The following is a 26091-nucleotide window of genomic DNA, read 5'->3' as shown; positions in this document are numbered from 1 at the left end:
TTAATACAAGCATTCCACGGCAATCGCCGTGGCTTCACCGCCGCCGATGCAGATTGCTGCAACGCCGAGTTTGGCCTTTTGCTGACGCAGTGCCGAAAGCAGGGTCACCAGAATGCGCGCTCCCGAAGCACCGATCGGATGCCCCAGCGCACAGGCGCCGCCGTAGATATTGACCTTGGCGTGGGGGATATCCAGTTCGGCCATCGTGACCAGGCTGACCACTGCAAACGCTTCGTTGATCTCGAACAGATCAACCTGGTTCAGGTCCCAGCCGGTCTTGCTCATCAGCCGCTTGATCGCGCCCACCGGGGCGGTCGGGAACAGGCCGGGTTCGTCGGCAAAGGCCGCATGCCCGTGGATCACCGCCAAGGGTTCAAGACCGCGTTTGTGCGCCTCGCTCCTGCGCATCAGCACCAGCGCCGCCGCACCATCGGAAATCGAGCTGGAGTTGGCCGCAGTCACCGTCCCGCCCTCCCGGAAAGCCGGTTTCAGCGTGGGGATCTTTGCAAGATTGGCCTTGGGCGGCTGCTCATCCTCACTGATCAGGCGCTGCTCCTTGCCCGTGGTCACCTGCACCGGAACGATCTCGGCGCTGAAACTGCCATCCTTGATCGCCTGCTGCGCACGGGTCAGCGACGCCACGGCAAACGCATCCTGAGCCTCACGACTGAAGCCGTGGAGCTGGGCGCAGTCTTCGGCAAAACTGCCCATCAGGCGACCACGTTCATAGGCGTCTTCCAGACCGTCGAGAAACATGTGATCCAGCACCCGACCATGACCCATGCGGTAGCCACTGCGTGCGCGATCCAGCAAATACGGTGCGTTGGACATGCTTTCCATGCCACCCGCCACCACCACATCGACGCTCCCGGCGAGCAAGCGGTCATGAGCCAGAATGGTGGCTTCCATGCCTGAGCCGCACATCTTGTTCAGCGTGGTGCAGCGTGTGCCCTTGTCCAGCCCGGCACCCAGGGCGGCCTGACGGGCAGGCGCCTGGCCCAGACCCGCCGACAGAACGCAACCGAACAGCACCTCCTCTACGCCATCGGGGGCCACACCGGCCCGCTCTACTGCGGCGCGGATCGCCGCGGCACCCAGTTGCGGTGCGGTCAGGCCTTTGAAGTCACCCTGAAAGCCACCCATGGGCGTGCGTGCAACACTCACAATCACGACCGGATCATTGGCAATTGTCATTTCACACCCCTTATTTGGCAGCCATGCGCAAGGCGCCGTCGAGACGGATCACCTCGCCATTGAGCATGCTGTTTTCAATGATATGCCGTACCAGCGACGCGTACTCGTCAGGCTTGCCCAGGCGCGGTGGGAACGGCACACCGGCGGCCAGGGAGTCACGCACTTCAGGGGTCATGCCAGCCATCATCGGTGTTTCAAAAATGCCCGGTGCGATGGTCATGACGCGAATCCCGAAGCGGGCCAGTTCACGGGCCGCAGGCAAGGTCAGGCTGGCGATGGCGCCCTTGGAAGCCGCATAGGCCGCCTGGCCGATCTGACCGTCGAACGCCGCCACCGAAGCGGTATTGATGATCACCCCGCGCTCGCCATCGGCATCGGCGGTGGTCTCGGCAATGGCCGCTGCGGCCAGGCGCAGCATGTTGAAGCTGCCAATCAGGTTGACGTTGATGACCTGGCTGAAATTCTCCAGCCCATGGGGGCCATTTTTGCCGAGGATCTTTTCGCCGCGCACAATGCCCGCACAGTTGATCAGTCCGTTGACCCCGCCAAAGGCTGCCACCGTGGCTGCAACCGCTGCCTGTGCGGCATCCGCCTGGCTGATGTCTGCCACTGCGCTACGCGCCTGACTCCCCAGCTTGTTCGCTTGGGCGGCCACGGCATCGGCGTTCATGTCCACCAGCATCACCCGGGCACCCGCCTTGACCAACATGTCGGCTGTGGCAGCACCCAGTCCTGATGCTCCACCGGTGACGATAAAAACCTTGTTTTCGATTTGCATGGTTGTTCCTGACCAAAATAGGGTTGTTAAAAATCAGGCCGTGGCTTTGCCGCTTGCAGCCAGTTCAGCCTTGGCGATTTCCTGGTTGCGCAAAATAAAGCGCTGCAGCTTGCCGCTCGGGGTTTTCGGCAGCTCGGTGACAAATTCGATTTCACGGGGATAAGCGTGGGCAGCCAGACGCTGGCGCACGTGTAAACGCAGGGTTTCGGCCAGTTGCGCATCACCCAGATACTGGGGGTTCAACACGACAAACGCCTTGACCAGCTCGGTACGCTCGGGGTCCGGCTTGCCCACCACGGCGGCTTCAACCACGGCCGGGTGCTCGATCAGGGCGCTTTCTACATCAAAAGGCCCTACGCGATAACCGGAGGTGGTGATGACGTCATCACTGCGCCCGACGAAGCTGATGCTGCCATCCGGGTTCAGCTCCACGGTGTCGCCGCTGAGGTAGTAATTGCCAACGAAAGCCTTGGTATTGAAGCCTTGATAACCGCCAAACCAGCACATCGGCGACTGGCTGCGATCGACTGCCAGAATTCCCGGCTGGCCAACCGGCAATTCCTGATGGTTGTCATCGAGCACCACGATCCGGTGGCCCGGCGAGGCAAAGCCCGCAGCGCCCATATGCACCGGATGATCAAGCCCGTGGTGGTTGCACAGCACCATGCCGACTTCGGTCTGCCCATAGTGGTCATGGATGGTGACGTTCAGCTCATCGGCAAACCAGCGAATCACCTCGGGGTTGAGCGGCTCACCGGCGCTGCTGACGACTCGCAGCTGGCCCTTGATCTTGCTCGAGAAGGCAGCCCCGGCAGCAATCAGCATGCGATACGCGGTGGGCGAACCGGTGAGGTTGGTGATGCCGTATTTCTTGATGACCCGGCAAGTGCTCTCAACCGTAAACGGGCCATCGTACAAAGTAATCGGGTGGCCCATGGACAACGGCCCGGTGATTCCGAAATAAATCCCGTACGCCCAGCCCGGATCAGCCAGGTTCCAGAACGAGTCCTCAGGACGCAGCCCCACTGCATCCCGGGTATAGCTCTGGAACGCAACGATGGCCTTGAGCGGCACCAGCAGCGGTTTAGCCGGGCCCGTGGTACCCGAGGTGAACATCAGCAAAAACGGGTCTTCACCTGTGAGCATGACCGGCTCACAGACGGCCGGGTAGTTGTCCAGTTCGGCCCAGAAGCTGAAATCGCCGCGCACCAGACCCTGCCCTTTGGCACCTGCCACTGTGACAATCGCCGGGCAATCGTTGACTTCATTGAGTTTGACGCGGTTCACCGCATCCGTGACCACCAACGCTGCACCGGAACTGTTGAGCCGGTGCTCGATGGCCTTGGGACCGAAGGCGGTAAACAGAGGCTGGTAAATGGCACCAATGCGCCAGGCGGCGAACGCAACAATCAACAACTCGACATTGCGTGGCAGCAAACCTGCCACCTTGTCGCCGCGCTTTACGCCCTGGGCCAACAGAAAATTGGCAAAGCGCGCAGCCTGATCCTGTAACTGGGTGAAGGTATACGTGGCGCTGCTGGCATCCCGGCCTTCCCAGAACAACGCAATGCGGCCCGGCAAGGCATGGCGATCGCAGCACTCGACGCAGGCATTGACGGCCTCAAGATGGCCGTCCAGTGCGCCCGTCACAGTACGTTGGTAGTCAAAATCAGTCATCGCGGTCAGGTAGTCGCGCATCAGCAGAATCCCTCGGTCTTTATTTTTAGGATGGGAACCGTGAAAAATCCTGTTGATAATCGCCCCGCGAAGGCTCTGCAACAATGGTCAAACCGCTCAAGCTGAATGACTGCTTTGGCCAATGACCGGCTCGACCACAACGCGCCTCAGGCCCTGGGTTCCCCACCTGTCGTCTAGTGGCGTATATCCCTGCACCGCTCTATATTTCACCCACATAAGGAGATGCCCGTGACCCTAGACAGCCGCCACTACAAGATCGACAACATCGAATTCAATGTCCACGACATAGCGCGCAGCAAAGCGTTTTATGGCGCCGTATTTGGATGGACTTTCACTGACTTCGGCCCCACCTACACCGAGTTCAGCGATGGCCGCCTGAGCGGCGGCTTCACCACGGGCGAGGCCGTACGCCCGGGGGGTCCGCTCATCATCATGTATGCCGATGACCTGGCCCGGGCACAGCAGGCGGTCATTGCCGCTGGCGGCCGGATTACGCGACCTGAATTCAAGTTCCCGGGCGGCAGCCGTTTCCACTTCTGCGACCTGGACGGCTATGAGCTGGCGATCTGGTCCGCAGGCGAATAAATCGCCAACCCTGAACACAAAAAGCCCCGCCAGGCATTAACTGACGGGGCTTTTTGCTGTCACTGGCAACGTACCGCGAGCGTTTTAGCGGCCCATGGCACGTGCCGCATCAGCGGTGTACTGGTCAGGTGTGAATTTGCCTTCGTTAAGGATCGGGCCTTTCTTGGCTTCGTTGGTCATGCCGTAGCCGGTGTACTGCCCCGAGTTCAAGTCCATGAAGAACTGCGAACCCGCCTGCCAGCCACTCATGTCCGGGTGGTAGTAATAGTTGACCATTGCGTGTTTCCACAGCTGCCCACGGGCATCGTAGTTGTCCGCCATGACCGAGTTCCAGGTGTCCTCATCGATAAACAGCACGCGCTTGCCGTAGACGTGGCGATAGCCTTCTTTCAGGTCCCCTTCCAGGACCCACACACGACGCAGCTCGTAACGCATCAAGTCTGGGTTGGGATGGTTGGGCGTCAGCATGTCGGCGTACTTCACCGTGCCAGCGTTGGGCTTGTAGGCGTTGGCCGGGATGTAGATCTCACGCTTGCCGATCAGTTTCCAGTTAAAGCGCTCCGGCGAACCGTTAAACAAACGGTCTTCGTCGACAGTCATGGTGCCGTTGGTGCCGATCATCGGCTGGTCGTAGCCGTAGCCAGGCAGCAAGCGTACGCGGCGGGTAGACGGGCTATAGCTCCAGGCCTGACGCGGGTTGGTCTGGAAGTCATAGGGTTCGTGGGAAATGCTGATCACGCCGTTGTCACGTGCAGGTTTCAGGGTCGTGTTGTTGCCCATTGCCTGAATCTTGCCTTCGGTTTTGGGCTCGACGGTCGGCGAGTTCGCCTGTGACAGGCCCCGCCCATAGGCACGCCCCCAACCAATGCTGCCATTGGGCAGTACAGACGCCAGGTCACTGGTTTTTTCTTCGGTCCAGGCACGGGCCGGGAGCTGGTGGTTCCACAGCACTTCCATCCCGCTTTTCGGGATCGGGAACGGCACTTGGCCCAAACCTTCAATGCCCATGCCATCGTTCACCAGCTTGGCGTTCAAAGCGTTGCTCATGGCGCGGCTGCACACGTAGTCCGGGTAGCGGAAATCACGATGACCGGTGTAGATATTCATCTTGTAAGTGGTCGGATAACGCTTGAGCAGCGCTTTCTGGCCTTCGGTCAGTTTGTCTTCGTACTGCGCCATGTTTTGCGCGGTGATCACCAGGATCGGCTTCTCCGCAGCGTAGGGGTCAACGGGTTGGCCGCCCGAGAACTTCACATGGTTCCAGCCCGGTACTTCGCCCAGGTACTTGCCGGTATACGGCGGGATTGTCCCGGCTGCGTTACCCGCCTGTTCGGCCCCTACACAGGTCAGCTCTTTACCCAGTTTGGCCGCTTCTGCGGGAGATACCTGAGCGGATGCCGTACCGATGGCTGCCACATTGACAGCTATGGCGGCTGCGAGCATTACGCCTGTTCTTGTTATTTTCATGTATTGCCTCCTACGCGAATTAGCTTGCTGAGGGGTATGCGTCCATTCTTCGCCATTCACAGGCGAGTACATCGTCCACAAAGACTATTCAGGCCGTTACCAACAGCTCTTTGAGCAAGCTTTTAAGCATCTTGCCCGAAGCATTCCGGGCAAACGGTGTGTGCTGGATATGGATCTGTGCAGGGACCTTGAAGCTCGCCAGGCGCTGCGCAATAAAACCCCGCACTGCATCGCGGTCCGGGGTTGAGGCCGGGTCGCCGCGCACCACCAGAAACACCACCTCGCCCAGCACATCATCAGGTACGGCAAAGGCGGCGGCTTCGATTACACCGGGCATCTCACAGGCACAGGACTCGACCTCGGCCGCTGAAATCTTCTCGCCGCCACGGTTGATCAGATCCTTGGCCCGATCGGTGATGTAGAGAAAACCTTCGTCATCCAGCAGGCCAATATCGCCGGTATCGAGCCAACCCTCTTGCAAGGTCTGGGTACTGGCCTGAGGCAGGTTCCAGTACGCGCTCATCAGCGTTGGCGAGCGCACCCAGATCAGACCGCTGACCCCGCTGGGCAAGGGGCGATTCGGGCTGTCGCCGATGCGCACGTCAACAATTGGCAAGGGCCAGCCCGCTGACGACGGCTTGTAGACAAACTGATCACCGCCAATCGCTGCACAAATCCCGTTGCTCTCGGTCAGCCCATAACCACTGCCGCCGACCGCTTCGGGTTTGCGCTGGGTCAGGTGGGCCAACAGGCTGCTGGACGGTGCCGCCCCGCCCAGTCCCAGACCAAACAGGCTTGCCGTGTCAGGACTGCCAAAGCGTGGCGAGGTGAGCAATTGCTGCATCATCACCGGCGCGCCGTTGAATTGGGTGCACTGCTCGTCACGGATCAGGTCGAAGGCTTTTTCCACGTCCCACTTGTACATCAGCAGCAGGCGCCGACCGCTGCGCAAGGCCAGTAAAAACTGCGCATGCAAGCCACTGACATGAAACAACGGCACCGCCATCAAGGTGGTGGGGGCATAGCCGCTGTTGATCACCACACTGATGCGCTCCGGCGAACTGACCGCGCAAAACGCGCCCTGAAACTCCAGCGCAACCAGCGCCTGGCAGACAGCGCGGTGGGTCGACAACACACCCTTGGCCAGGCTGGTCGTGCCCGAGGTGTAGAGAATCATGGCCGGGTCGCTGGCACTGACGGTTTGCACCGGAGTGCTTAAGGCCGGTGCAGCCAGCAGGTCTTCCAGACGCTGGCAGTGCTCCTCCAGCGGAGTATCTTCGCTCAGGCCAACCACAATGGTTGCCAGCCCCTGGTCACGCAGGTCGCTGGCAAGCAACTGCAATCGCGGCTCGTCGCACAGCAACAAACACGCACCGCTGTCCTGCAGGCCATGAAACAGCTCGTCACGCAGCCCCCAGCTGTTGAGCGGCACGCATACCGCACCGCATCGCTGGATAGCGGCAAACGCTACCAGCCAGGCGGGCTGATTACGCATGGCAATCGCCACACGGTCGCCCCTGTGTACACCAAAGCGCTCCACCAGTTGCCCGGCCAGTCGATCCACCTGATCGAAAAACTGGCTGAACGTGAGTCGTTGCTGCTCCCACACCAGAAACTCGCGATCTGCGTGAACCCGACCGCTGTCGATGGCAGCCCAGACACTGGCGGCGCAATGCCGAAAATACTTCGGCCCGCCTTCCGGCGGCGTCAGTACTTCAAAAGGCGAGCCGGCACCAATCAACTGTTGCCAGGCGCTCTGCCATTGCTCAAGTTTCATCTTGTTATTCTCCAGACTCGAACAGTTCGCTACAGGCTCAAGCGTGCGCGTGCGCCAGCTCCAGAGCGCCATAGCGCTCGCAGTGATAATCGGCATCTCCCAGGCTTGCCTGGGCCACCCGGATCCGTTTGAGATACAAGCCCACATCCAGCTCATCGGTGACACCAATGCCGCCGTGCATTTGCACCGCTTCATTCACGACCTTGATCGCCGTTTGCCCGGCCTTCCACTTGGCCAGACTGGCCAGACGCTGACGCTCGACCTCGCTCATGCGTGTGTCGTCCAGCGCTGCCAGACCGGCCATCACCGCGCTGCGCGCCAGTGCCAGGTCGACATACAACTGCGCAGCGCGATGTTGCAGCGACTGGAAAGAACCAATAGCCACCTCAAACTGGACGCGGGTCTTGAGGTAATCGAGGGTCATCGCGAAGAGCTTCTCTGACATACCGAGCATCTCGGCAGCCAGGCACACACGACCGCGATCCAGTGCAATATCCAATGCAGGCATGGCAGATCCCGCTTCGCCGAGCAGCGCTTGCGGTCCGACCTGTACCTGCTCCAGCTGCAGGCGTGCATGGTTACGCGAGTCAATCAGCGGTAACGCAATGACGGTGAGCCCCGGAGCATCTGCGGGTATCAGAAACAGGCTCATGCGGGCTTGGAAAGGCGACGTGTCGCCGGTGCGTGCAGCCACCAGATAACCATCGGCTCCCACCCCATCGATCACACAATATTTATCCCCGGTCAGGCTGTAACCATCGCCATTGGGCACCGCTTGCAAGGAGATCCGTGCCGGGTTGTGACGCGGGTGCTCATCCAGCGCCAGCGCCAGGCGCCGCTCACCACTAATGGTCGCCGACAGCCAGCAATCCTGCTGCTGAGCATTGCCCTGCAAGTGCAGCAAGGAGCCACTGAGCACCACACTTGAGAGCAGCGGCGAAGCGCTGAGATTGCAGCCGATGGATTCAAAAATAGGGCCCAGGCCCATGCAGCCAAAATCCAGTCCACCGAGGTTTTCGGGGAACGGGATAGCACTCCAGCCCAACGCTACTGCGTCTTGCCATAGTCGGGTGTCAAACCCGTTGGCCTGAGGCTCATCGCGCAGGGCACGCTGGCGGGAGGCCGGGCTACGCGCTGCCAGAAACTCGCGGGCGCTGTCGGCCAACAGTCGTTGATCATCGTTATAAAGCAGGTTCATGGTGTGTTTCCTTACTTCACGTCAGGCAGGCCGAGGACCCGCTTGGCGATCACGTTGAGCTGGATTTCTGAGGCACCACCAGAAATGGTCAGGGCGAAACTGTTTAACCAGCCGCGTGTGATGGCCAGCTCTTGAGGGCTGAAAGCACCCTTGTCCCAGCCCAATGCGCGATAGCCCATGACGTCCAGCAACACTTCGAACTTGTCGCGTTCCTGTTCGGTGTGCACCAGTTTCATGATCGACATCAGCCCGCTGACGTCTTGCCCGGTACGGGCCTCTTCCCCCATGCGCTGTACAGTCAGGTTGTAGCTGTGTTCATTCATGGCACTGGCCACAGCACGCGCCACCAACGCTGACTCGCTCTGCCCCGCAGGTTCTGGCAAGTACTGACTCACCAACGGCAACAAATGGAAGTGTGTCGGCAAGCTGAACTCGCCGAATTTGGACATGGCTTTGCGTTCGTGCTGCAACAGGCGCTTGGCCAGGTTCCAGCCACCGTGCAACGGGCCAATCAACTGACTTTTCGGGACTTTGACCCCATCGAAGAACACCTGGCAGAACGCAGATTTGCCGCTGATCAAATCAATCGGCGCAACGCTTACCCCCGGGCTTTTCATGTCGAGCACGATCAGGCTGATGCCCGCGTGCTTGCTGGCCGTGGGGTCGGTGCGGACCAACGCATACATCCAGTCCGACTTGTCCCCGTAGGAGGTCCAGATTTTGCTGCCATCGACCACAAAGTGATCGCCGGCATCGCGGGCGCAGGTTTTCAGGCTGGCCAGGTCAGAACCGGCATTGGGCTCGGAGAAGCCCTGACACCAACGCACTTCACCGCGGGTCATCGGGGTGAGCAGGTCTTTCTTTTGTTCTTCGCTACCGAATTCCAGGAGCACCGGGCCGAGCATCCAGATGCCCAGATTGATTTGCGGCGGGCGGCACTTGAGGCGGCGCAGCTCACTTTCGAGCACGGCGTTGTATTCAGGGCTTAGCCCTGCACCGCCGTATTCGGCTGGCCAGTCCGGGCAGAACCAGCCTTTGTCGCGCATGCGCTCAAACCACAGCTGAGCATCGGCGTTGGGAAACTCGACCTCGCTTGCGCCCCACACCAATTCGCCTTCAGGTATGGCCTTGCGCTGCGATGGCGGACAATTGGCTTCAAGCCAAGCGCGGGTTTGCTCTCTGAACTGGTCAATCGCGTTCATTTCTATACCTTTCAGTTCTTGTAGCCGCTGCCGAGGTACGAGGCTGCGACGGGCTGCGCAGCGGCCCCGGTGGCTTTGAAGGGCCTGCGGCCCTTGTCGCAGCCTCGTACCTCGTCAGCGGCTACAGTTGTCGGCAATGGTTAGCGCTGGGTGCGCGGCATGCCCAGGCCGAATTGGGCTATGAGCTCACGCTGGATTTCATTGGTGCCGCCACCAAACGTCAGGGTGACCGAGGCACGCACTTCGTACTCCAGCTCGCCCTGCAGCAACGACGCCGCCGAGCCGCCACGAACCAGGCCATTGGCGCCAACGATGTTGCTCAATACGCGCAAAATCTCGATTGCCGACTCCGAGCCGTAGACCTTGGTGGTCGAGGCCAGGGCCACGTCCATGCGCTCACGTTCAAGATCAGCGGCAATGCGCAGGTTGATCAGGCGCATGGCTTCAAGCCTGGCGTAGCATTGCGCCAGACCCGCGCGCACCCAGGCTTTGTCGGTGGCGCGTGCGCCGTTTTCATCCGTTTCCCTGGCCCACATCAGAACCCGTCGATATAGCCCGACAACCTTGTCCGACCAGGCACCCAGGCCCAGTCGTTCGTGGTTCAGTTGGGCAGTGATGAGCTTCCATCCACCGTTCAACTCACCGACCAGCATGTCTTTGGGCACCCGTACGTTGTCGTAGTAGGTGGCCGCGGTCGGGTTGCTGGTGGTCGGAATCACCGTGGTTGCAAAGCCTTGCGCCTGGGTGTCGAGAATCAGGATCGACACCCCCTTGTGCCGTGGACGCTCAGGGTCGGTGCGGGCTGCCAGCCAGATGTAATCTGCCGACTCGGCGCCCGAGGTCCAGAGCTTGTTGCCATTGACCACAAACTCGTCACCTTCAAGGCGGGCCGTGGTTTTGAGCACGGCCAGATCGCTGCCCGCATCCTGTTCGGAATAGCCGATGGCAAAGATGATTTCGCCTGCGGCTATGCCCGGCAAAAACTTGGCCTTTTGCAGCTCGGTGCCATGGGCCATCAACGCCGGGCCCACTGTGCTGATGGTCACGAACGGCAGCGGCGCACCGGCGATATTGGCTTCTTCGAAGAAGATAAATTGCTCGGTGGGACCATACCCCTGCCCGCCGTGCTCCTTGGGCCAGCCCACGGCCAGCCAGCCGTCGCGACCCATCTGGCGGATGGTGTCGCGGTACAGTTCGCCGCCCTCTTTGCCGCGCAATTGCTCACGCAACTGCGGGGTCATCAGGTTCTGGAAGTAATCCCGCACCTTCAGGCGCAGGGCATGTTGTTCGGGCGTGAGGTCGACGAACATTCAGGCTGCTCCCAGAATCAGGCCGCTGGTGGGAACACCCGTGCCAGCAGTCACCAATACGTTTTCCACGTTAGCGACCTGGTTGACCGCACTGCCGCGCACCTGACGTACCGCTTCAGCCACGCCATTCATGCCGTGAATGTAGGCCTCGCCCAATTGTCCGCCGTGGGTATTGATCGGGAACTTGCCGCCACGGGCATGGTGTCCGGCGCGGATAAACTCCTTGGCTTCGCCCCGCTCGCACAGGCCGAATTCTTCGAGTTGCGGCAGTACGAACGGGGTGAAGTGGTCGTAAATGACCGCGGTTTGCAGCGCCTCCGGACCCAGGCCCGACTGGCGATACAGCTCTTTGGCGACCACGCCCATTTCCGGCAGCCCGGTAATGTCGTCGCGGTAGAACGAGGTCATGATTTGCTGGCCCGAGGTGATCCCTTGCGAGCCTGCCTTGATCATCACCGGCTTCTGACGCAGGTCCTTGGCGCGCTCGGCCGAGGTAATCACCATGGCCACCGCACCGTCGGACTCCTGGCAGCAATCGAGCAAGTGCAACGGTTCGCAGATCCAGCGCGAGGCCTGGTGTTCTTCCAGGGTGATCGGCTTGCCGTAAAAGAATGCAGCCGGGTTGGTGGCGGCAAAATCGCGAACGGCCACCGCCACGCGACCGAAGTCTTCAGAGGTGGCGCCGTAGGTGTGCATATAGCGCTGGGCAAACATGCCGACCCATGAAGCCGGGGTGTGCAGGCCGTGCGGCATGTACCAGCCGTAGTTCACGTTTTCAAAGATCGGTGTGGAGGCAAAGCCGTAACTGCCGCTGCCAAAGCGATACCAAGAGCGCTCGTTCATGGCGCGGTAAACCACCACCACTTTGGCTACACCCGTGGCGACGGCCATGGCCGCGTGGATGATCGGTGCGCAGGCCGCACCGCCACCGTGGGGCACCTGGGAGAAGAACTTGACGTCCTTGCAACCCAGCAAGCGGGCGATTTCGTATTCCGGGACTTTGTCCACCGAGTACGAGCTGAAACCCTCAACCTCGGACGGGTCGATACCGGCGTCTTTCAACGCAGCCAACGTGGCTTCAAGCGCCAGGCGCAATTCAGTGCGCCCGGAGTTTTTCGAGAATTCGGTCGCGCCCAGGCCAACAATGGCAGCGCTGCCGGAAAGTGTCGATTGCGTCATGTGTGCTGTCTCCCGCGATCAGGGCAGAACCAGCGCGACCGTACCGGTCACGTGGTTGCCCATGGAATTTTTGCCGCTGAGGGTGATTTCCACCGTGCGAGTGGCGGCGTCCAGACCGGTAACCGCGCCATTGAACGTCATGCTGTCGCCAGGGTAGTTCGGCGCGCCAAGCTTGATTTTCAGCGAGGCAAAACGTGCCTCGGGGCCGGCCCATTCTTCGACATAACGCTGCACCAGCCCGTTGGTGGTGAGGATGTTCATGAAGATGTGCGGCGAGCCCAGGGCCTGGGCAGCGTTCAGGTCATGGTGGCCGGGAAAGTAGTCGCGGGTGGCAATAGCGCCGCCGGTGACCAGGCCCACGGTGATCGGGATCGCCAGTTCCGGCAGGGTTTCGCCGGGGCGCACGTCGTCAAAGCGCTTGGTGTTCTGCAAGGTCATATTTCCATCCCAGCTTGTCGTTATGGCTCAGCCAGTCGCCGAGGCGTTCAAGGCTTGCTGCCGATCCACCCAGGGCACAGCCCAAAGCGCGGCTCCAGTAGAGAAAGCGATGCATCGGGTACGTCAGGTCGACGCCGATACCGCCGTGTACGTGCTGGGCGTTGTGCCCAATCACATGCCCCGCTTCACAGGCCTGCCAGGCGGTGGCCAATGCTTCGCTCGGCGCAGGCAGACCGGCATCCAGGCGATAGCACAACTGCCACAGGCAACTGCGCAAGGCTTCGAGGGCGATGTGGGCGTTAGCCATGCTCATCTGCACGGCCTGAAAGCTGCCAATACTGCGTTCGAACTGGCGACGCTCGGTGACGTACTCCACGGTGCGGCGAATCTGTTCGGCGCTGACGCCCAGTTGCAGCGCCGCCAGCGAGGCAATGGCCCGTGGCTCCAGCCAGCTCAGAGCGGCTGCCGGGAGCAACTGCTCGGCGCTGATCAGCAGCCCGTCGATGTGCAAATCGGCAATGGCTTCACCGTGGGTCATACGTCCGGGTAGATGCTTGATGGTCTTGCTTGCCAGCTCGACAAATGCCAGTCGCGCCTGACCATCAACGCTCACCAGCAGCAATGCCGCCTGTGATTGCTCGGCCAGCGCCAGGGCGCCAACACGACCATTGATGCACCATCCTGCGCCCGTTTCTACAGCGTTCAGGTCAATGCCCCGGGCGTTGTACAAACCGCTCAAATCCAGAGTCAGCAACGTCCTCCCGGCCGCAGCTTCAACCGCCCAAGGCTGCAAGGCGGGATCGGCAAATTGCGCCAGAGTCGCGGCCGTCAGTTGATGACGCCACAACGGCACCTGCCCCAGCGCCTGGCCCTGGGCCTGAAGGACTTGCATCAACTCGGTCATGCCCAACCCGCTGCCCCCCTGAGCTTCAGGGATGGCCAGGGCTTGCAGGCCGGTTTCTACGCACAGTTGCCACAGCGGCTCCATGTAGGCCTGCTCGCGGGTGTCGAACTGACGCAAGCGGTCATCGGTGCAATAGTCGGCAAATACACTGCCGGCCATTTCTGCAATGGCGCTCTGGTCTTCGGTGAATTCGAAATCCATGCTGCCCTCCCCTTACTCGACCACAGGCCGGAACATGGGCAAGGTCAGCTCGCCGTCGAAGGTCTGGAACTCAAGCTGCAAGGGCTGGCCAATACTCAGCTCGTCACGCTTGACGCCCGTAAGCCCGGCCACCAGGCGCACCCCTTCTTCCAGCTCGATCAGGCCAATCGGATTGGGATGGTCGAACGGCGCCACTTCGGGGTAGTGCATGATCACAAACGAATAGAGGCTGGCACGGCCGCTGGCCTGCACGCTGTCCCAATCGAACGAGTGGCATTCGATGCACACGGGCGCCGGCGGATGGCGCAGGGTCTGGCACTGGGTGCAGCGCTGAATCAGCAACTTGCCCGCATCACAACCTTCCCAGAAGAAACGGGTGTCATCGCTCATGCCCGGCTTGGGACGCTTGACTGCGGGGGCTGCCTCGACCTTGGTCGGTGCTTCTTGCGGCGAGTGGTTGTTGGCCGGGCGGAACTTGAATACGCGAAACAGCAACTGCCCCACCGCTTCATCGCCACTTTTGTGTTCAACGAAGTAGTTCATCACCAGCGTGACGAAAAAACCTGTGCCCAGACCGGTGGTTTTCTCGTCGCCTACCGAGTCCAGCCGGGTGGTGTAATAGAGTTTTTCGCCCGGACGCAGATTGCGCTCGAAGGTCAACTCGGAGTTCACCGCCACCACTGATGCATAGCCATAAGACTCAATCAGCTTGAGCACTTCATAGGGGTTTTCGGTGGTCGAGCCCGGTGCGTAGTTGTTCAGGTGAAAGCCTTCCATGCACCACACCTGCAGCATCGCAGGCGGCGCAACGAGCCCGTCCTGTACGCTGGTGGCGGCAAAGGCCGGATCGGTGTAAAGCGGGTTGTCCACGCCCATGATCTCGCACCATTGGCGGATCATCGGGGCGTTGACTTCGTCCCAGGCGTAGACGCGACCATATTCACGCCCCACCAGGGCGCGCACGTCGGTTAGCAATTGAGAATCAGCCAAGTTCGTCTCCTGCGTGTCAAGTGCAGCAACCCCGTGGTCGCCGCTGAAGGTCGTCAGTGCGCAGCGCTCAGAAATGCCGGCCGTTCGCCGCCGCCGTGCAACAACAAGTTGCAGCCGCTGGCGTAGCCGGCCATGGGCGACGCGATAAACAGGCAGGCATTGCCGATGTCTTCAGGCAGCGCCATGCGCCCGGCCGGAATGCCGGCGCTGACGGCAGCAATGCCTTGTTCGTCGCCGTAATGCAGGTGCGCCTGCTCGGTGCGTACCAGTCCCGGGCTGACCGCGACTACCCGCACCTTCGGCGCCCACTCCACCGCAAGCGATTGCACCAGCGCCAATACCCCGGCCTTGGCCGCGCCATAAGCCGCAGTGCCCGGGGATGCGCGTAAGGCGCTGATGCTGCCGATAAACACGATGCAGCCGCCCTCGGCCTGTTGCTGCATCAGGGCGTTGGCCTGTTGCGCCACATTCAAGGGGGCGATGAGATTGAGGCGAATAATGCCTTCGTGAAAACGTGGCGATGCGCTGCCAGCCTCTGCGGGCGGGCTGCCGCCGGCGTTGTTGATCACCACATCGAGACGACCGAAGTCAGCACGAATGCCATCAAACAACGCCTTGAGCGATTCCTGGTCGCGCACATCGCATGCCATGAAAATCGCCTGCTTCGAGCCTGCCGCGGGCAACATTTCAGGTGTTGTCCTGCCACACACAATCACCTGCGCCCCGGCTTGCAGAAAGCTGCGGGCGATACCCGCGCCGATGCCTTTTGTACCGCCGGTGACCAGCACCACCTTACCGCTGTAGTCCAGCCCTGAGAGTTGGCCCATGACGTGCTCCTTTTCTACTGATGGAGCCACTCTAGGGACAATCCGTGGGCTGCTCGTCGTCTGAACGGACGATGAAGCACAACCGGGTGAACGCAACAATCCAGCGCACGCTGTGGTGACAGCCCCTGTTAACGAGGAACCCCATGTCAGACCCATCTGCCGCGCCGGTATTGCTTGAATTCCCGACCCCGGGCGTTGCTCTCCTGCGCCTTAATCGCCCCCAGGCCACCAACGCCCTGAGCCTTGAGTTGCAGGCGTTGTTGTCACGCTACTTCACAGAGCTGGGGCAAAACCCTGAGGTGCGCTGCATCCTGCTGACGGGTGGCGACAAGGTGTTTGCCGCTGGCGGCGATATCAACAGCATGGCTGGCGTCGGCCCGATTGATATCTACCAGCGCCACACCGAGCGGGTCTGGGCGCCGATCCAGCATTGTCCAAAACCTGTCATTGCTGCGGTGTGCGGCTATGCCTATGGCGGCGGTTGCGAGCTGGCGATGCTGGCCGACATCATCGTGGCCGGGCGCAGCGCCAGGTTTTGCCAGCCCGAGATACGCATTGGCATCATGCCGGGCATTGGTGGCACCCAACGGCTGGTGCGTGCCGTGGGCAAAGCCAAGGCGATGCGCATGGCCCTGACCGGGCAGCCGATTACGGCTGACGAAGCCTGGATATCGGGGTTGGTGAGTAACGTGGTCGATGATGAACAGGTACAGGCATATGCACTGGAGATGGCCCAACTGATCGCCGCCATGCCACCGCTGGCTGCCGAGCAAATCAAGGAAGTGATACTGGCGGGCGTGGACGCACCGCTGGAGACCGGGCTGGCCCTTGAGCGCAAGGCCAATGCGCTGCTGTTTGCATCCAGGGATCAAAAAGAAGGGATGCAGGCATTTATCGAGAAACGTGCAGCACGGTTTGAAGGGCATTGAGCGTTGCGCCCCCTGTAGTCGCTGACGAGTAGTGCGAGGCTGCGTTCGAGCGCGCAGCGGTCGCAAAACCAGTACACGCGCAGTGCCTGATTGACCGTGCTAGCTGATTTCACGACTGCTACGTCGCAGTGGCGCACCAAGCCAAACGCAGCCTCGCACTACTCGTCAGCGACTACAGATCGTGAATGCAACCCACCAACCAGGCCGGCCGGTCGGCCGCCTCGGCGTGCAGTGCTTTTGATCTGCCCGCCCCTTCGGGAGGCCGAGCGGAGGGGCGAAATCCATATTCCAGTTAGGTACCCATGCGGGATAGGTACCCGGTCTGCCAGTTATCACCACAGCCCCCAATCGCGGCCCCGCACATCACCAGCCCCACTACGAAATTTCAGGATTTTTCGCACAGGTTTGCCAATTGCTGAGGTATTGGCACGACGCCTATAGTCAGCCCTCGCCGATAAGGCGACCGGGTTTGGCGACCTGGAACTTGAACAATGGTTACGTTGGGCTGTTGTGATATATGGCAGAGCGTGTATTTTGCATCGCGATGCTTTATGGCAGCTGTACGTGGGAGATCTTCGGGTCTGCCGGTGTTCCTTGTTCTACCGGTTCGCCAACCCGCGTACAGCGGCCACCTGTTTTCGTTTGGCGACGTTAGCGTGTGGTTCCAACCCAGCAACAAGGAGCATCACTTATGACGCAACATCCATTTATTCCGCTAACCGCCATCGACTGCACCATCCCCGCCTTATTTATCGACCGCAATACGCCCCTCGATGTGCTTCACGCCAACGCCGTGGCCCGCATGCTGGCGGCAACCCAACTTATGGAAACACTCTCCAGCCGCGAATTGCAGCAGGCAGATTCGGTTGATCTCAAACATCTGGCCACGGCGGCTGCGCTGCTACTGCGAGATGGTTGTGACGTGTTGAATGTGTTGGGTTGGCGATTGCAGCCTGCATAGAAAAACCCCCCAGTGCAGGGTTATACGACGGCTGCGTCTACAGGATTCGTCGTCTATCCCTCTACGTAGCAGTTGACGAGTAGAACGAGGCTACGTTCGATCGCGCAGCGGTCGCAAAACAGTTATACGCGCAGTGCCTGATTAACCGTGCAAGCCGATTTCACGACTGCTGCGTCGCAGTGGCGCACCAAGCCGAACGCAGCCTCGCACGGCTCGTCAGCTGCTACGGATCGTGAATGCAACCCACCAACCTGGCCGGCCGGTCGGCCGCCTCGGGGTGCAGTGTTTTTGATCTGCCCGCCCCTTCGGGAGGCCGAGAGGAGGTTCTGCGTAGTGGGTCGACCGGCATGGATGCCGGGAGAGCCGTGTTGGGCCAGGGATGGCCCGTCACGGCGTGCCCACGGAGCGGGACCGGAATGAGGGAACCTGAGCGCAGCGAGGGCCGTACGCGGGGGCGAAAGCGCTTTGGTTACTTTGCCGCTTTTGCAAAGTGACTCGCTGTAAGAGCGAAACCATCATTTCAGTTAACCGCGAATGCCGGATATGTACCCCGTGTGCCCGTTGTTTTGCGAAGCGCCCGCACCTATGCCGAGTCCATATCCATTCGATATGTCACGACTTTCTACGGGTTCCGCCCTTACGGCGGGTCACTTTTTCCAGACGCCGAAAAAGTAACCAAAAAGGCTTGCCCTACCATACGGCCGCCTCGCCCAGGCTCGGTGGTTCCCTCACTCCGGCACTGTCATGGGGGCACGCCGCGACGGGCCATCCATGGCCCATCGCGGCTGGCGCGGCGTCCTGCCGCGCCACCCCCATAACAGCACCTGCGTTCGGCCTTCTGTGATGGGCATTCGCGTCGTCTGGACATTCGTGTGGCTCTAGCAAAAGCAAAAGCAAAATCCATCGCAGACGCCACAGAACCTTGCGCAAAACGTTTTAGCGCCAACATACAAGCAGCTAACGAGTAGTGCGAGGCTGCGTTCGATCACGCAGCGGTCGCAAAACCGGAATACGCGGTTTACCTGATAAACCTGGGAGGCTGATTTTACGACGGCTACGCCGCCGATCGCAGCCTCGCACGGCTCGTCAGCTGCTACGGATCGTGAAGGCAACCCACCAACCAGGCCGGCCGGTCGGCCGCCTCGGCGTGCAGTGCTTTTGATCTGCCCGCCCCTTCGGGAGGCCGAGAGGAGGTTCTGCGCAGTGGGTCGACCGGCATGGATGCCGGGAGAGCCGTGTTGGGCCAGGGATGGCCCGTCACGGCGTGCCCACGGAGCAGGGCCGGAGCGAGGGAACCTGAGCGCAGCGAGGGCCGTACGCGGGGGCGAAAGCGCTTTGGTTACTTTGCCGCTTTTGCAAAGTGACTCGCTGTAAGAGCGAAACCATCATTTCAGTTCACCGCAAATGCCGGATATGTACCCCGTGTGCTCGTTGTTTTGCGAAGCGCCCGCACCTATGCCGAGTCCATATCCATTCGATATGTCAGCTGACGAGTGAAACGAGGCTGCGTAGGACGCCTACAGCATCCCCGCCCGCAACTCATTCTTCGCGACCTTGTTTGACGCATTCACCGGCAGTGCCTCATAAAACCGCACCATCCTCGGCACCTTGTAGTTGGCCATATGCTCACGCGCCCACTGAATCAACCCGGCTTCATCCAGAACCTGGCCATGACGCAACACCACACAGGCACACCCCACCTCCCCCATGCGCTCGTCAGGCACACCGATCACCGCCACCTGGGCAATGGCCGAGTGCTCTATCAACCCCGCTTCGATTTCCGCCGGATAGCAATTAAACCCCCCCACGATAAACATGTCCTTTAACCGGTCGGTGATGCGCAAGTTACCCGCCGCGTCCTGCTCGCCAATGTCGCCAGTGTGCAACCAGCCTTCACTGTCGATGGTTTCAGCCGTGGCCTTCGGGTCTTCAAAGTAGCCCTGCATCACATGAAAACCACGCAGGCAGATTTCCCCCGTGCTGCCCGCCGGCAATGCCCGGTTTTGCGGATCGCGGATGCTCACTTCGGTACCTGGAATCGCTCGGCCACTGGTGCCTGCAATGGTGGTGGCGGGATCGGCGGGATCACAGATGGTCGCCAGCCCGCCGCATTCGGTCAGGCCATACGCGGTGGTGACGACCGAGAAACCCAATTCGCGGCGCATGCGCTCAATCAGGATCGGTGGAATGGTCGCCGCACCGGTGACGGCAATGCGCAGGCTCGACAGATCGGTTTCAGCCAGCTTGGGATGGGCAAGCATCGACAGGTACAAGGTCGGCGGCCCCGGCAGCACGTTGATGCGCTCAGCAGCAATGCGCTGGAATACCGCTTCGGCATCGAACACCGGGTGCGGCAGGATAGTCGCGCCAGCCAGCAGGCACGTCAGCCAGCCCGCCTTGTAGCCAAAGGCATGAAAAAACGGGTTGATCACAAGGTAACGGTCACCGGCTTGTAAACCGATTACTTTCACATACTCACTAAAAGCCCGGATATTTTGCCCGTGCGCGCTCATTACGCCCTTTGGCTTGCCGGTGGTGCCGGACGTAAACAGCAAGTCGCTCAGATCGTCAGCACCCACGCTGGATGCCCGCAACGTCGCTGCCGATTCGCTGATGGCCGCACCCAGGGCCAGAAAGCCGTTCCAGTTCAGCCCATGGGAACTACCGGCGCAGGTCTCGCCCAGCAAGACCTGGCACTCAAGGTTCGCCGGACGACACGGAGCCAGTAAAGCCAGATAGTCCGTGCCCAGAAACATCGGCTGCACGAATAACACCCTTGCCCCGCTGCGCTCCAGGATATCGGCCGCTTCGCTGCCTTTCATGCGGGTGTTGATCGGCACCATCACCGCGCCAGCACAATGGATACCCAATGCGGCAATGATCCAGTCCCGGCCATTGGGTGCCCAGATCGCCACCCGATCGCCTTTGCCGATGCCTTGGGCCATCAGGCTGCGGGTTACGGCCAGGGCCAGGCCTGGCAGTTCGCTGTAGTCGGTGCATTCCCCGTTTTCTTCAATGGCGGTACGCCCGGCATGTTGATGCGAGGCGTTGAGCAGCAATTGCGGAATCGAACTCGGCAGGCTCTGTTGCAGGCTGGAAGTCATCGGTCACTCGTCTGGCAGATTATTCGGGAAAGCACACACGCAGCTGTTCGCTGTTGGGCACCGATTGGCACGCCAGCACCCAGCCATCGTTCAGTTCTTGTTGATCAAGGGCATCGTTGCGCAGCATCTCTACACTGCCGCGTTCAACCGTACACATGCAGGTTGCGCAGGAACCCACCAAACAGGAACTGGGCGGTTTCAAACCCGCTCGCTGCATGGCGTTGAGCAGTGTTTCGCCTTCGGCACAGGGCACTTCGAACTCTTCACCGTCAAGGCGCACCGAGAGCTGGCTGCCAATCACATCGGTGTTGACCGGCCCCGGGGCAGCCACACTGCCCTCCTCGGGTAACGACACAAACCGCTCGACATGGATACGCCCGTGGTCCATGCCAATGTCATGCAAGGCGCTGACAGCAGCATCCATAAACGGGCCGGGCCCGCAGATAAACGCCTGGGCATGGACGAACGGCCGGGCCATGTTCGCCAGTTGTGCCACGGCCGGAATACCCTGAACCGAGTCCAGCCAGTGAATCACTTGCAAGCGCTGGGGGTAGGCACTGGCCAAGGCTTTAAGCTCGGCCGCAAAGATCACTGATGCTTCATCGCGGTTGGCGTAAACAAGCAGAATTCGGCCCGTACCGGCAATCAAGGCCGAGCGCAGGATCGACAGCACCGGAGTCACCCCGCTACCGCCACCAAACAGCACAAAGTCATCATCAAAATGCCGAGGGACAAACACCCCGGCCGGGGCCAGCACCTCAAGCAGATCGCCTTCGCGCACGTGCTCGCACAACCAGTTGGAAGCACGACCGTCACGGACTTGCTTGATCGTCACGCGCAGTGGCTCGTCTTGCAGCGGAGTGCTGGACAGTGAATAACAACGGGGCAACCAGCCACCCTCAAAGGGTACGCGCAGGGTTAAAAACTGCCCGCACTTGTAGACAAACTGTTCACGCAAGGCCAACGGAACGTCGAACACCAGGGATCTGGAGTCCGCCGTTTCAGTCACGACTTGCGCCACACGCAGGGAGAAATACGCAGGTTGGGTCATATCAAATACTCATCACAAACTGGCCACTGTCGATACGCAGCTCAATACCACTGATGGCGCGAGACTCATCACTGGCCAGAAACAGCACGCTGGCGGCGACATCTTCGGGCAGGCACATGCGCCCCATGGGGTCGGCGTCGATGGTCAAGCTCCACGGGTCCAGCCCTGCGGGCAAAGTGGCCGTGGTCATGGGTGTAAGGATGCCGTCAGGGTGCAGGGAGTTGCAGCGAATGCGGTACTTGCGCCGACGGCAGTGCACCGCCACCGTGCGTGAAAGCGCCGCCACCGCTCCTTTCGAAGCGCTATAGGCGACGTAATCATCACGCCCGGCCACGGCTGCAATCGACGACATATTAATGATGGAGCCGCCAGCGCCTTCCTTCATCAGGCTGATGGCGGCGCGACAACCCAGAAAAACGCTGTCGCTGTTGATCCTCTGCACCCGCTGCCAGTCGGCGTACTCGGTGTTTTCAATATCGCCTTTCAACAGAATTCCGGCGTTGTTGAACAGGATGTCCAGACTTGCATGGCGCTGGCGGATAGTGTCGATAACCCGTATCCAGTCGGTTTCGCTGCCTGCATCGTGCTCGATGAACAGCGCTTGGGGACCGATTTCTTCGGCCAGGGCTAACCCTGCTTCCACATCAATGTCACTGATCACCACACGCGCGCCCTCACGGGCCAGCAGCAGCGCAGTCGCGCGGCCCACTCCGCTGGCGCCACCGGTGATCAGCGCCACTTTGCCTTCAACCCGTGCGCTCATAAGGTCACCCCTGTAGCTTCTGTGGGAGCGAGCCTGCTCGCGAAGGCATCTACCTGATCTGACTGATGTACCGCAGCGCCTGCATCGCGAGCAGGCTCGCTCCCACAAGAGGCCGACAAGCCAGCCCGGCGCCCCGAAAACACGCAGTCGGCCAGTGACAAGCCGCTGATGTACAGGTGTGATGCCACGCCAATCGCCGTGCGCCCGGCACTGAACAGGCCGGCAATCGGCTGACCCTGTTCATTGAGAACCGCGCCGTTGCTTTCATCGACTTTAAGCCCCCCCAGGGTCAGCGCCCCCAATGGGAATATCGGGTTGCCGACGCTGATATCGCAGGCATAAAACGGCCCGTTATCCAGCACCTGCCGGCTGCCTTCAGACTTGCCAAAGGCATCCGGCCCGTCGCCCCGGGCACCGGCGTTGTAGGCACACAGCGCACCATTCAATTCGCCAGCCTGCATGCCACACACGGCTGCCAATCGGTCCGGGTTGTCGCCCTTGCGGACTTTGAACAGCATCAAGGCCAGTGCGGGCAAGGTCTGAAACCACCAGTAGCCGCCAAAAAGCGCCTGACGGATCGCCTGTTTACGCAAGCGCGCGTCCAGCACCAGCCAGGCCTGCCCCCCCTGTTCTTCGCACAACGGTTGGCCCAGGGTGGCGCCATAGACTTCTTCGTTACAAAACCGTTGCCCGTGGGTGTTGACCACAATCCCCTTGGGCCAGCAGTGCGGCGGGTTGATAAAGCGCCAGGCCGATACCCGGCTCAAACGCTCGCTTTTGGCACCCACCGATTGCCCGAGCAGCAGACCGCTGCCATCGCAGCCGGTAGCACCGACCTTGAAGTTGCGACGAAAGTCGGGGGCGTGCTCACGAATCAGGTCGCGATTGAAAATAAAACCACCGGTGCTGAGGATCACTCCGCGTCTGGCCCGAATCAGCACCGGTTGCCCGTGATCACGCTCCAGCTGGCTGACTTTTTGTCGCAGCCGGTCGCAGTAGGCGGGCGCAAAATTTTGCAGGCGCTCGGCCCGTGCCGCCAGACGCTCATGCAAACGTGCTTCGCGGCTGCCCTGAGGCAGGCTCCAGAATTGCGCGCCGATCACCCTTGAGCTGTCATCCAGCACCAGGCGCCGGGCGGCGGATTGCAGCAAGGGTTGCACTCCGGCACGCAGGCAGGCAGCTTTCAAATGCGCGTAGAACACCGCGCCACACTGGCCCTTGCCAACGGTGCGATGGCCGCGCGGAGCCGGTGGTTGAGCGCCCGCATGGGATGGCACCAGCTCATTGCCCGAGTAATACAAGAAGTAGCCATCGGACGGGTATGAGGTCTTGCCTCCGGGCGGCACGCTATGGGCGTAACTCGCCCCGTGGCCTTCAAGCCAGCCAAGGTTGCTGACGCTGTCGTCACAAAATTTTTGCAGGGTGGCATCGCTGACCACACCCTGGGTTTCGTGCTTGAGGTAATCGAACATGGCTTGTGGACTGTCATCGAAACCGGCCGCCTGCTGGTGCCGGGTCCCACCGCCTGCATACACCACGCCACCACTTTTGGCACTGGCGCCACCGCCGGTAAAACGGTCGGCCACAATCACATGGGCACCCTGGCTTGCAGCTTCCAGTGCGGCGCAGGCACCTGCCGCTCCCCAGCCGATTACCAGCACGTCGCAGGTGTCATCCCACTCCCTGCCCCCCAGTTGATTTTCATACAGTGGCTCAAGGATTTTACTGTTGCTGCTGGCGCTCCTGGCTCGGCTCATGACAACGCTCCGACCTTGGCGCTGGCCATGACGGATACGTTCCTGGCGATATGGTTGGCGGCGATATAGCCGAAGGTCATGGCCGGGCCCAGGGTGCCACCTGCACCGGGATAGCTGATGCCCATGACCGATGCCGAGCAGTTGCCGATGGCATACAACCCGGCAATTGGCTGGCCGTCTTCGCGTACGACCTGAGCGTGCTGATTGGTCAGCAATCCGCCCTTGGTGCCGATATCCCCGGCATCCAGGCGCATGGCGTAATAGGGCCCTTTGCGCAACGGTGCCAGGCACGGGTTGGGTTTGATGTTGCTGTCGCCGTAGTAACGGTCAAACACGTTGCCGCCGCGATCAAAGTCCAGGTCGACACCGGTCTGGGCGTAACCGTTGACCTTTTGCACGGTGCTGCTCAACCCCTGCGCATCAACACCGATTTGCATGGCCAGCGCCTCAAGACTGTCGGCCTTCCAGTACACGGTATTGAGCCATTCCTTACGCAGACGGCTGTCGGGTACCACCTGGGCCGGCATCAACGGGCCCATGGCGTAGTTGAAGCGAAAGTGACCATCGAAGATCACCCACGACGGCACTGACCGGCCGTCGGTCTTGCGGTTGTCCTGGTACATGGCGTCGACGAACTCCAGGTACGGCGCCGCTTCGTTGACAAATCGATGCCCCAGGCTATTGACCACAATGGCCCCCGGGAACGCCCGTTCGGCAAACACGCCACGGGGTTTTTCTTCGCCGGGCACGGCAATGGTCGGTGCCCACCAGGCCCAGTCCATCAGCGCGGTGGCCGCGCCGATTGTGAGCCCCGCTTCAAGCGCAGCCCCGGTGTTGTTGCCCGGCGGGGTGGCGCTCCAACTGGCACGGGTGGGTTGCGGCAGGTATTTTTCACGCAGGGTTTGGTTCTGCTCAAAGCCGCCGGAGCCAAAAATCACGCCACGGCGAGCCTTGAGCTCAAGGACTTTGCCACCCGTGGCGACCTTGATCCCCGCTACCCGATCACCGTCGAGCAGCAAGTCCTGAAAATCGGTGTTGAGCCATAACGGCACGTTGCGGTCCATCAGGGAGCGGCGCAACGACGCCACCAGCGAGCTGCCCAATGCGGCGCGGCGGTCGTACTTGCTTTTGCGACGCCATTTGAAATCGAGTTTGTAGCGCGCCATTAGCTTGAAAATCAGCCATTGCCAGCCAAAGCTGCGAGCCATGGCCTTGTGCGCGTCGCGGGCAGTCCAGGCAATGCGGCCCATCAACAGGGTCGACGGCGAAGGTTTACGAAGGTTGGGCAATTCGTCCGCCAGCAGGCTTGTGTCGAACAGCTCCGGGTCCAGGGTGCGCCCCCCCGCCAGGGCACCTGGCAACTGCGGATAGTAGTCAGGGTATTTATCGGCCACGGCATAACGCACGCGGCTGTTGTCGGTGAGCTTTTTGATCATCGGCGCGGCGTTATCCAGGTACGCCTGCAGGCGCAGTGGGTCGCCGTGCTCACCGGTCGCGGCCTTGAGGTACTGCATCGACAGCTCAGGGCTGTCCTGACCGCCAATGGTGGCAAAGTAATGGTTGTTGGGGATCCAGATACCGCCGCCTGAAATCGCCGAGGTGCCACCATATTTATCGCTTTTTTCGACAATCAGAACCGACAGGCCCTGATCAGCCGCAAACAGGGCCGAGGTCATGGCGCCGGCGCCGGAGCCGACAACAATTACGTCATAGCTGGACTGAGACTGATCGTGAGCCGTCATTTTTATTATGCCTTGCGCTGAAGTCAGAGGTGTTTT

The 26091-nt window shown here is 60.8% G+C and carries 21 protein-coding genes; 3 read left to right on the top strand and 18 right to left on the bottom strand.

Going from position 1 to position 26091, the window contains the following annotated elements:
* Genes RGV06_RS00470 through RGV06_RS00460 form a run of 3 tightly spaced genes read right to left on the bottom strand, consistent with a single transcriptional unit; the run spans position 1 to position 3670 of the window.
* On the bottom strand, positions 1-1194 hold the full coding sequence (locus RGV06_RS00470; protein WP_019827412.1) for an acetyl-CoA C-acyltransferase: 1194 nt from the start codon (positions 1192-1194) through the stop codon (positions 1-3).
* Positions 1195-1204: 10 nt separating this feature from the next.
* On the bottom strand, positions 1205-1972 hold the full coding sequence (locus RGV06_RS00465) for an SDR family NAD(P)-dependent oxidoreductase (protein ID WP_019827411.1): 768 nt from the start codon (positions 1970-1972) through the stop codon (positions 1205-1207).
* 33 nt (positions 1973-2005) lie between these two features.
* Positions 2006-3670 carry an AMP-binding protein gene (locus RGV06_RS00460; protein WP_322149059.1) on the bottom strand — a complete coding sequence of 555 codons (1665 nt, stop codon included), beginning with the start codon at positions 3668-3670 and terminating at the stop codon, positions 2006-2008.
* A 228-nt stretch (positions 3671-3898) separates the two neighbouring features.
* Between RGV06_RS00460 and RGV06_RS00455 the strand changes: the two genes are divergently transcribed.
* Positions 3899-4255, top strand: coding sequence for a VOC family protein (locus RGV06_RS00455; protein ID WP_019827409.1), 357 nt, complete (start codon positions 3899-3901; stop codon positions 4253-4255).
* An 84-nt stretch (positions 4256-4339) separates the two neighbouring features.
* Here RGV06_RS00455 and RGV06_RS00450 read toward each other — a convergent pair whose 3' ends face one another.
* The 10 genes from RGV06_RS00450 to RGV06_RS00405 all read right to left on the bottom strand — a co-directional run bounded on the left by RGV06_RS00450 (position 4340) and on the right by RGV06_RS00405 (position 15748).
* A complete protein-coding gene (locus tag RGV06_RS00450; protein ID WP_401016403.1) occupies positions 4340-5722 on the bottom strand; it encodes a DUF1329 domain-containing protein in 1383 nt (460 codons plus the stop codon).
* A gap of 88 nt (positions 5723-5810) precedes the next feature.
* Entirely contained in the window at positions 5811-7499 is a 1689-nt protein-coding gene (locus RGV06_RS00445; RefSeq protein WP_322149058.1) for a class I adenylate-forming enzyme family protein, read from the bottom strand.
* Between the two features lie 37 nt (positions 7500-7536).
* Entirely contained in the window at positions 7537-8697 is a 1161-nt protein-coding gene (locus RGV06_RS00440) for an acyl-CoA dehydrogenase family protein (RefSeq protein WP_322149057.1), read from the bottom strand.
* Between the two features lie 11 nt (positions 8698-8708).
* Positions 8709-9899, bottom strand: coding sequence for an acyl-CoA dehydrogenase family protein (locus RGV06_RS00435; RefSeq protein ID WP_198822039.1), 1191 nt, complete (start codon positions 9897-9899; stop codon positions 8709-8711).
* Between the two features lie 140 nt (positions 9900-10039).
* Positions 10040-11209, bottom strand: coding sequence for an acyl-CoA dehydrogenase family protein (locus tag RGV06_RS00430; protein WP_019827404.1), 1170 nt, complete (start codon positions 11207-11209; stop codon positions 10040-10042).
* Entirely contained in the window at positions 11210-12388 is a 1179-nt protein-coding gene (locus RGV06_RS00425) for a lipid-transfer protein (RefSeq protein WP_322149056.1), read from the bottom strand. It lies immediately after the preceding gene.
* A gap of 18 nt (positions 12389-12406) precedes the next feature.
* Positions 12407-12826 carry a MaoC family dehydratase gene (locus RGV06_RS00420; protein WP_019827402.1) on the bottom strand — a complete coding sequence of 140 codons (420 nt, stop codon included), beginning with the start codon at positions 12824-12826 and terminating at the stop codon, positions 12407-12409.
* Entirely contained in the window at positions 12798-13931 is a 1134-nt protein-coding gene (locus RGV06_RS00415; protein ID WP_019827401.1) for an acyl-CoA dehydrogenase family protein, read from the bottom strand. Before RGV06_RS00415 ends, RGV06_RS00420 begins: the two co-directional genes overlap by 29 nt.
* 12 nt (positions 13932-13943) lie before the next feature.
* Positions 13944-14921 carry a bifunctional MaoC family dehydratase N-terminal/OB-fold nucleic acid binding domain-containing protein gene (locus RGV06_RS00410; protein ID WP_198822052.1) on the bottom strand — a complete coding sequence of 326 codons (978 nt, stop codon included), beginning with the start codon at positions 14919-14921 and terminating at the stop codon, positions 13944-13946.
* 53 nt (positions 14922-14974) lie between these two features.
* Positions 14975-15748, bottom strand: a complete 774-nt coding sequence (locus tag RGV06_RS00405; protein WP_019827399.1) for an SDR family oxidoreductase — start codon at positions 15746-15748, stop codon at positions 14975-14977.
* Between the two features lie 143 nt (positions 15749-15891).
* Between RGV06_RS00405 and RGV06_RS00400 the strand changes: the two genes are divergently transcribed.
* Both RGV06_RS00400 and RGV06_RS00395 read left to right on the top strand, forming a co-directional pair.
* Entirely contained in the window at positions 15892-16677 is a 786-nt protein-coding gene (locus RGV06_RS00400; protein WP_019827398.1) for an enoyl-CoA hydratase, read from the top strand.
* 691 nt (positions 16678-17368) lie between these two features.
* A complete protein-coding gene (locus tag RGV06_RS00395; protein WP_048351816.1) occupies positions 17369-17638 on the top strand; it encodes a hypothetical protein in 270 nt (89 codons plus the stop codon).
* Between the two features lie 1517 nt (positions 17639-19155).
* Here the strand turns inward: RGV06_RS00395 and RGV06_RS00390 are convergent.
* From RGV06_RS00390 to RGV06_RS00370, 5 genes are read right to left on the bottom strand one after another with little or no spacing between them, the layout of a single operon-like run.
* Positions 19156-20742 carry a FadD3 family acyl-CoA ligase gene (locus RGV06_RS00390; RefSeq protein WP_322149054.1) on the bottom strand — a complete coding sequence of 529 codons (1587 nt, stop codon included), beginning with the start codon at positions 20740-20742 and terminating at the stop codon, positions 19156-19158.
* A 19-nt stretch (positions 20743-20761) separates the two neighbouring features.
* Positions 20762-21793, bottom strand: coding sequence for a ferredoxin--NADP reductase (locus RGV06_RS00385; protein WP_019821803.1), 1032 nt, complete (start codon positions 21791-21793; stop codon positions 20762-20764).
* Between the two features lies 1 nt (position 21794).
* Entirely contained in the window at positions 21795-22556 is a 762-nt protein-coding gene (locus RGV06_RS00380) for an SDR family oxidoreductase (RefSeq protein WP_048352074.1), read from the bottom strand.
* Complete coding sequence (locus tag RGV06_RS00375) at positions 22553-24313, bottom strand: FAD-binding protein (protein ID WP_322149053.1); 1761 nt, start codon at positions 24311-24313, stop codon at positions 22553-22555. Before RGV06_RS00375 ends, RGV06_RS00380 begins: the two co-directional genes overlap by 4 nt.
* Positions 24310-26055, bottom strand: a complete 1746-nt coding sequence (locus RGV06_RS00370) for an FAD-binding protein (protein ID WP_322149052.1) — start codon at positions 26053-26055, stop codon at positions 24310-24312. The genes RGV06_RS00375 and RGV06_RS00370 overlap by 4 nt, the downstream gene beginning before the upstream one ends.
* Positions 26056-26091: the final 36 nt, after the last annotated feature.

It is taken from the genome of Pseudomonas sp. CCI3.1, assembly GCF_034313985.1.
GTDB lineage: Bacteria > Pseudomonadota > Gammaproteobacteria > Pseudomonadales > Pseudomonadaceae > Aquipseudomonas > Aquipseudomonas psychrophila.
This window is presented reverse-complemented; position numbering and strand designations above follow the sequence as displayed.

Coding starts and splice junctions, on each gene's coding strand:
- RGV06_RS00380 (WP_048352074.1), bottom strand. CDS start 22,556: ATGAGCGCACGGGTTGAAGGCAAAGTGGCGCTGATCACCGGTGGCGCC.
- RGV06_RS00400 (WP_019827398.1), top strand. CDS start 15,892: ATGTCAGACCCATCTGCCGCGCCGGTATTGCTTGAATTCCCGACCCCG.
- RGV06_RS00395 (WP_048351816.1), top strand. CDS start 17,369: ATGACGCAACATCCATTTATTCCGCTAACCGCCATCGACTGCACCATC.
- RGV06_RS00405 (WP_019827399.1), bottom strand. CDS start 15,748: ATGGGCCAACTCTCAGGGCTGGACTACAGCGGTAAGGTGGTGCTGGTC.
- RGV06_RS00370 (WP_322149052.1), bottom strand. CDS start 26,055: ATGACGGCTCACGATCAGTCTCAGTCCAGCTATGACGTAATTGTTGTC.
- RGV06_RS00465 (WP_019827411.1), bottom strand. CDS start 1,972: ATGCAAATCGAAAACAAGGTTTTTATCGTCACCGGTGGAGCATCAGGA.
- RGV06_RS00415 (WP_019827401.1), bottom strand. CDS start 13,931: ATGGATTTCGAATTCACCGAAGACCAGAGCGCCATTGCAGAAATGGCC.
- RGV06_RS00440 (WP_322149057.1), bottom strand. CDS start 8,697: ATGAACCTGCTTTATAACGATGATCAACGACTGTTGGCCGACAGCGCC.
- RGV06_RS00460 (WP_322149059.1), bottom strand. CDS start 3,670: ATGCGCGACTACCTGACCGCGATGACTGATTTTGACTACCAACGTACT.
- RGV06_RS00375 (WP_322149053.1), bottom strand. CDS start 24,313: ATGAGCCGAGCCAGGAGCGCCAGCAGCAACAGTAAAATCCTTGAGCCA.
- RGV06_RS00390 (WP_322149054.1), bottom strand. CDS start 20,742: ATGACTTCCAGCCTGCAACAGAGCCTGCCGAGTTCGATTCCGCAATTG.
- RGV06_RS00435 (WP_198822039.1), bottom strand. CDS start 9,899: ATGAACGCGATTGACCAGTTCAGAGAGCAAACCCGCGCTTGGCTTGAA.
- RGV06_RS00470 (WP_019827412.1), bottom strand. CDS start 1,194: ATGACAATTGCCAATGATCCGGTCGTGATTGTGAGTGTTGCACGCACG.
- RGV06_RS00425 (WP_322149056.1), bottom strand. CDS start 12,388: ATGACGCAATCGACACTTTCCGGCAGCGCTGCCATTGTTGGCCTGGGC.
- RGV06_RS00385 (WP_019821803.1), bottom strand. CDS start 21,793: ATGACCCAACCTGCGTATTTCTCCCTGCGTGTGGCGCAAGTCGTGACT.
- RGV06_RS00420 (WP_019827402.1), bottom strand. CDS start 12,826: ATGACCTTGCAGAACACCAAGCGCTTTGACGACGTGCGCCCCGGCGAA.
- RGV06_RS00445 (WP_322149058.1), bottom strand. CDS start 7,499: ATGAAACTTGAGCAATGGCAGAGCGCCTGGCAACAGTTGATTGGTGCC.
- RGV06_RS00450 (WP_401016403.1), bottom strand. CDS start 5,722: ATGAAAATAACAAGAACAGGCGTAATGCTCGCAGCCGCCATAGCTGTC.
- RGV06_RS00430 (WP_019827404.1), bottom strand. CDS start 11,209: ATGTTCGTCGACCTCACGCCCGAACAACATGCCCTGCGCCTGAAGGTG.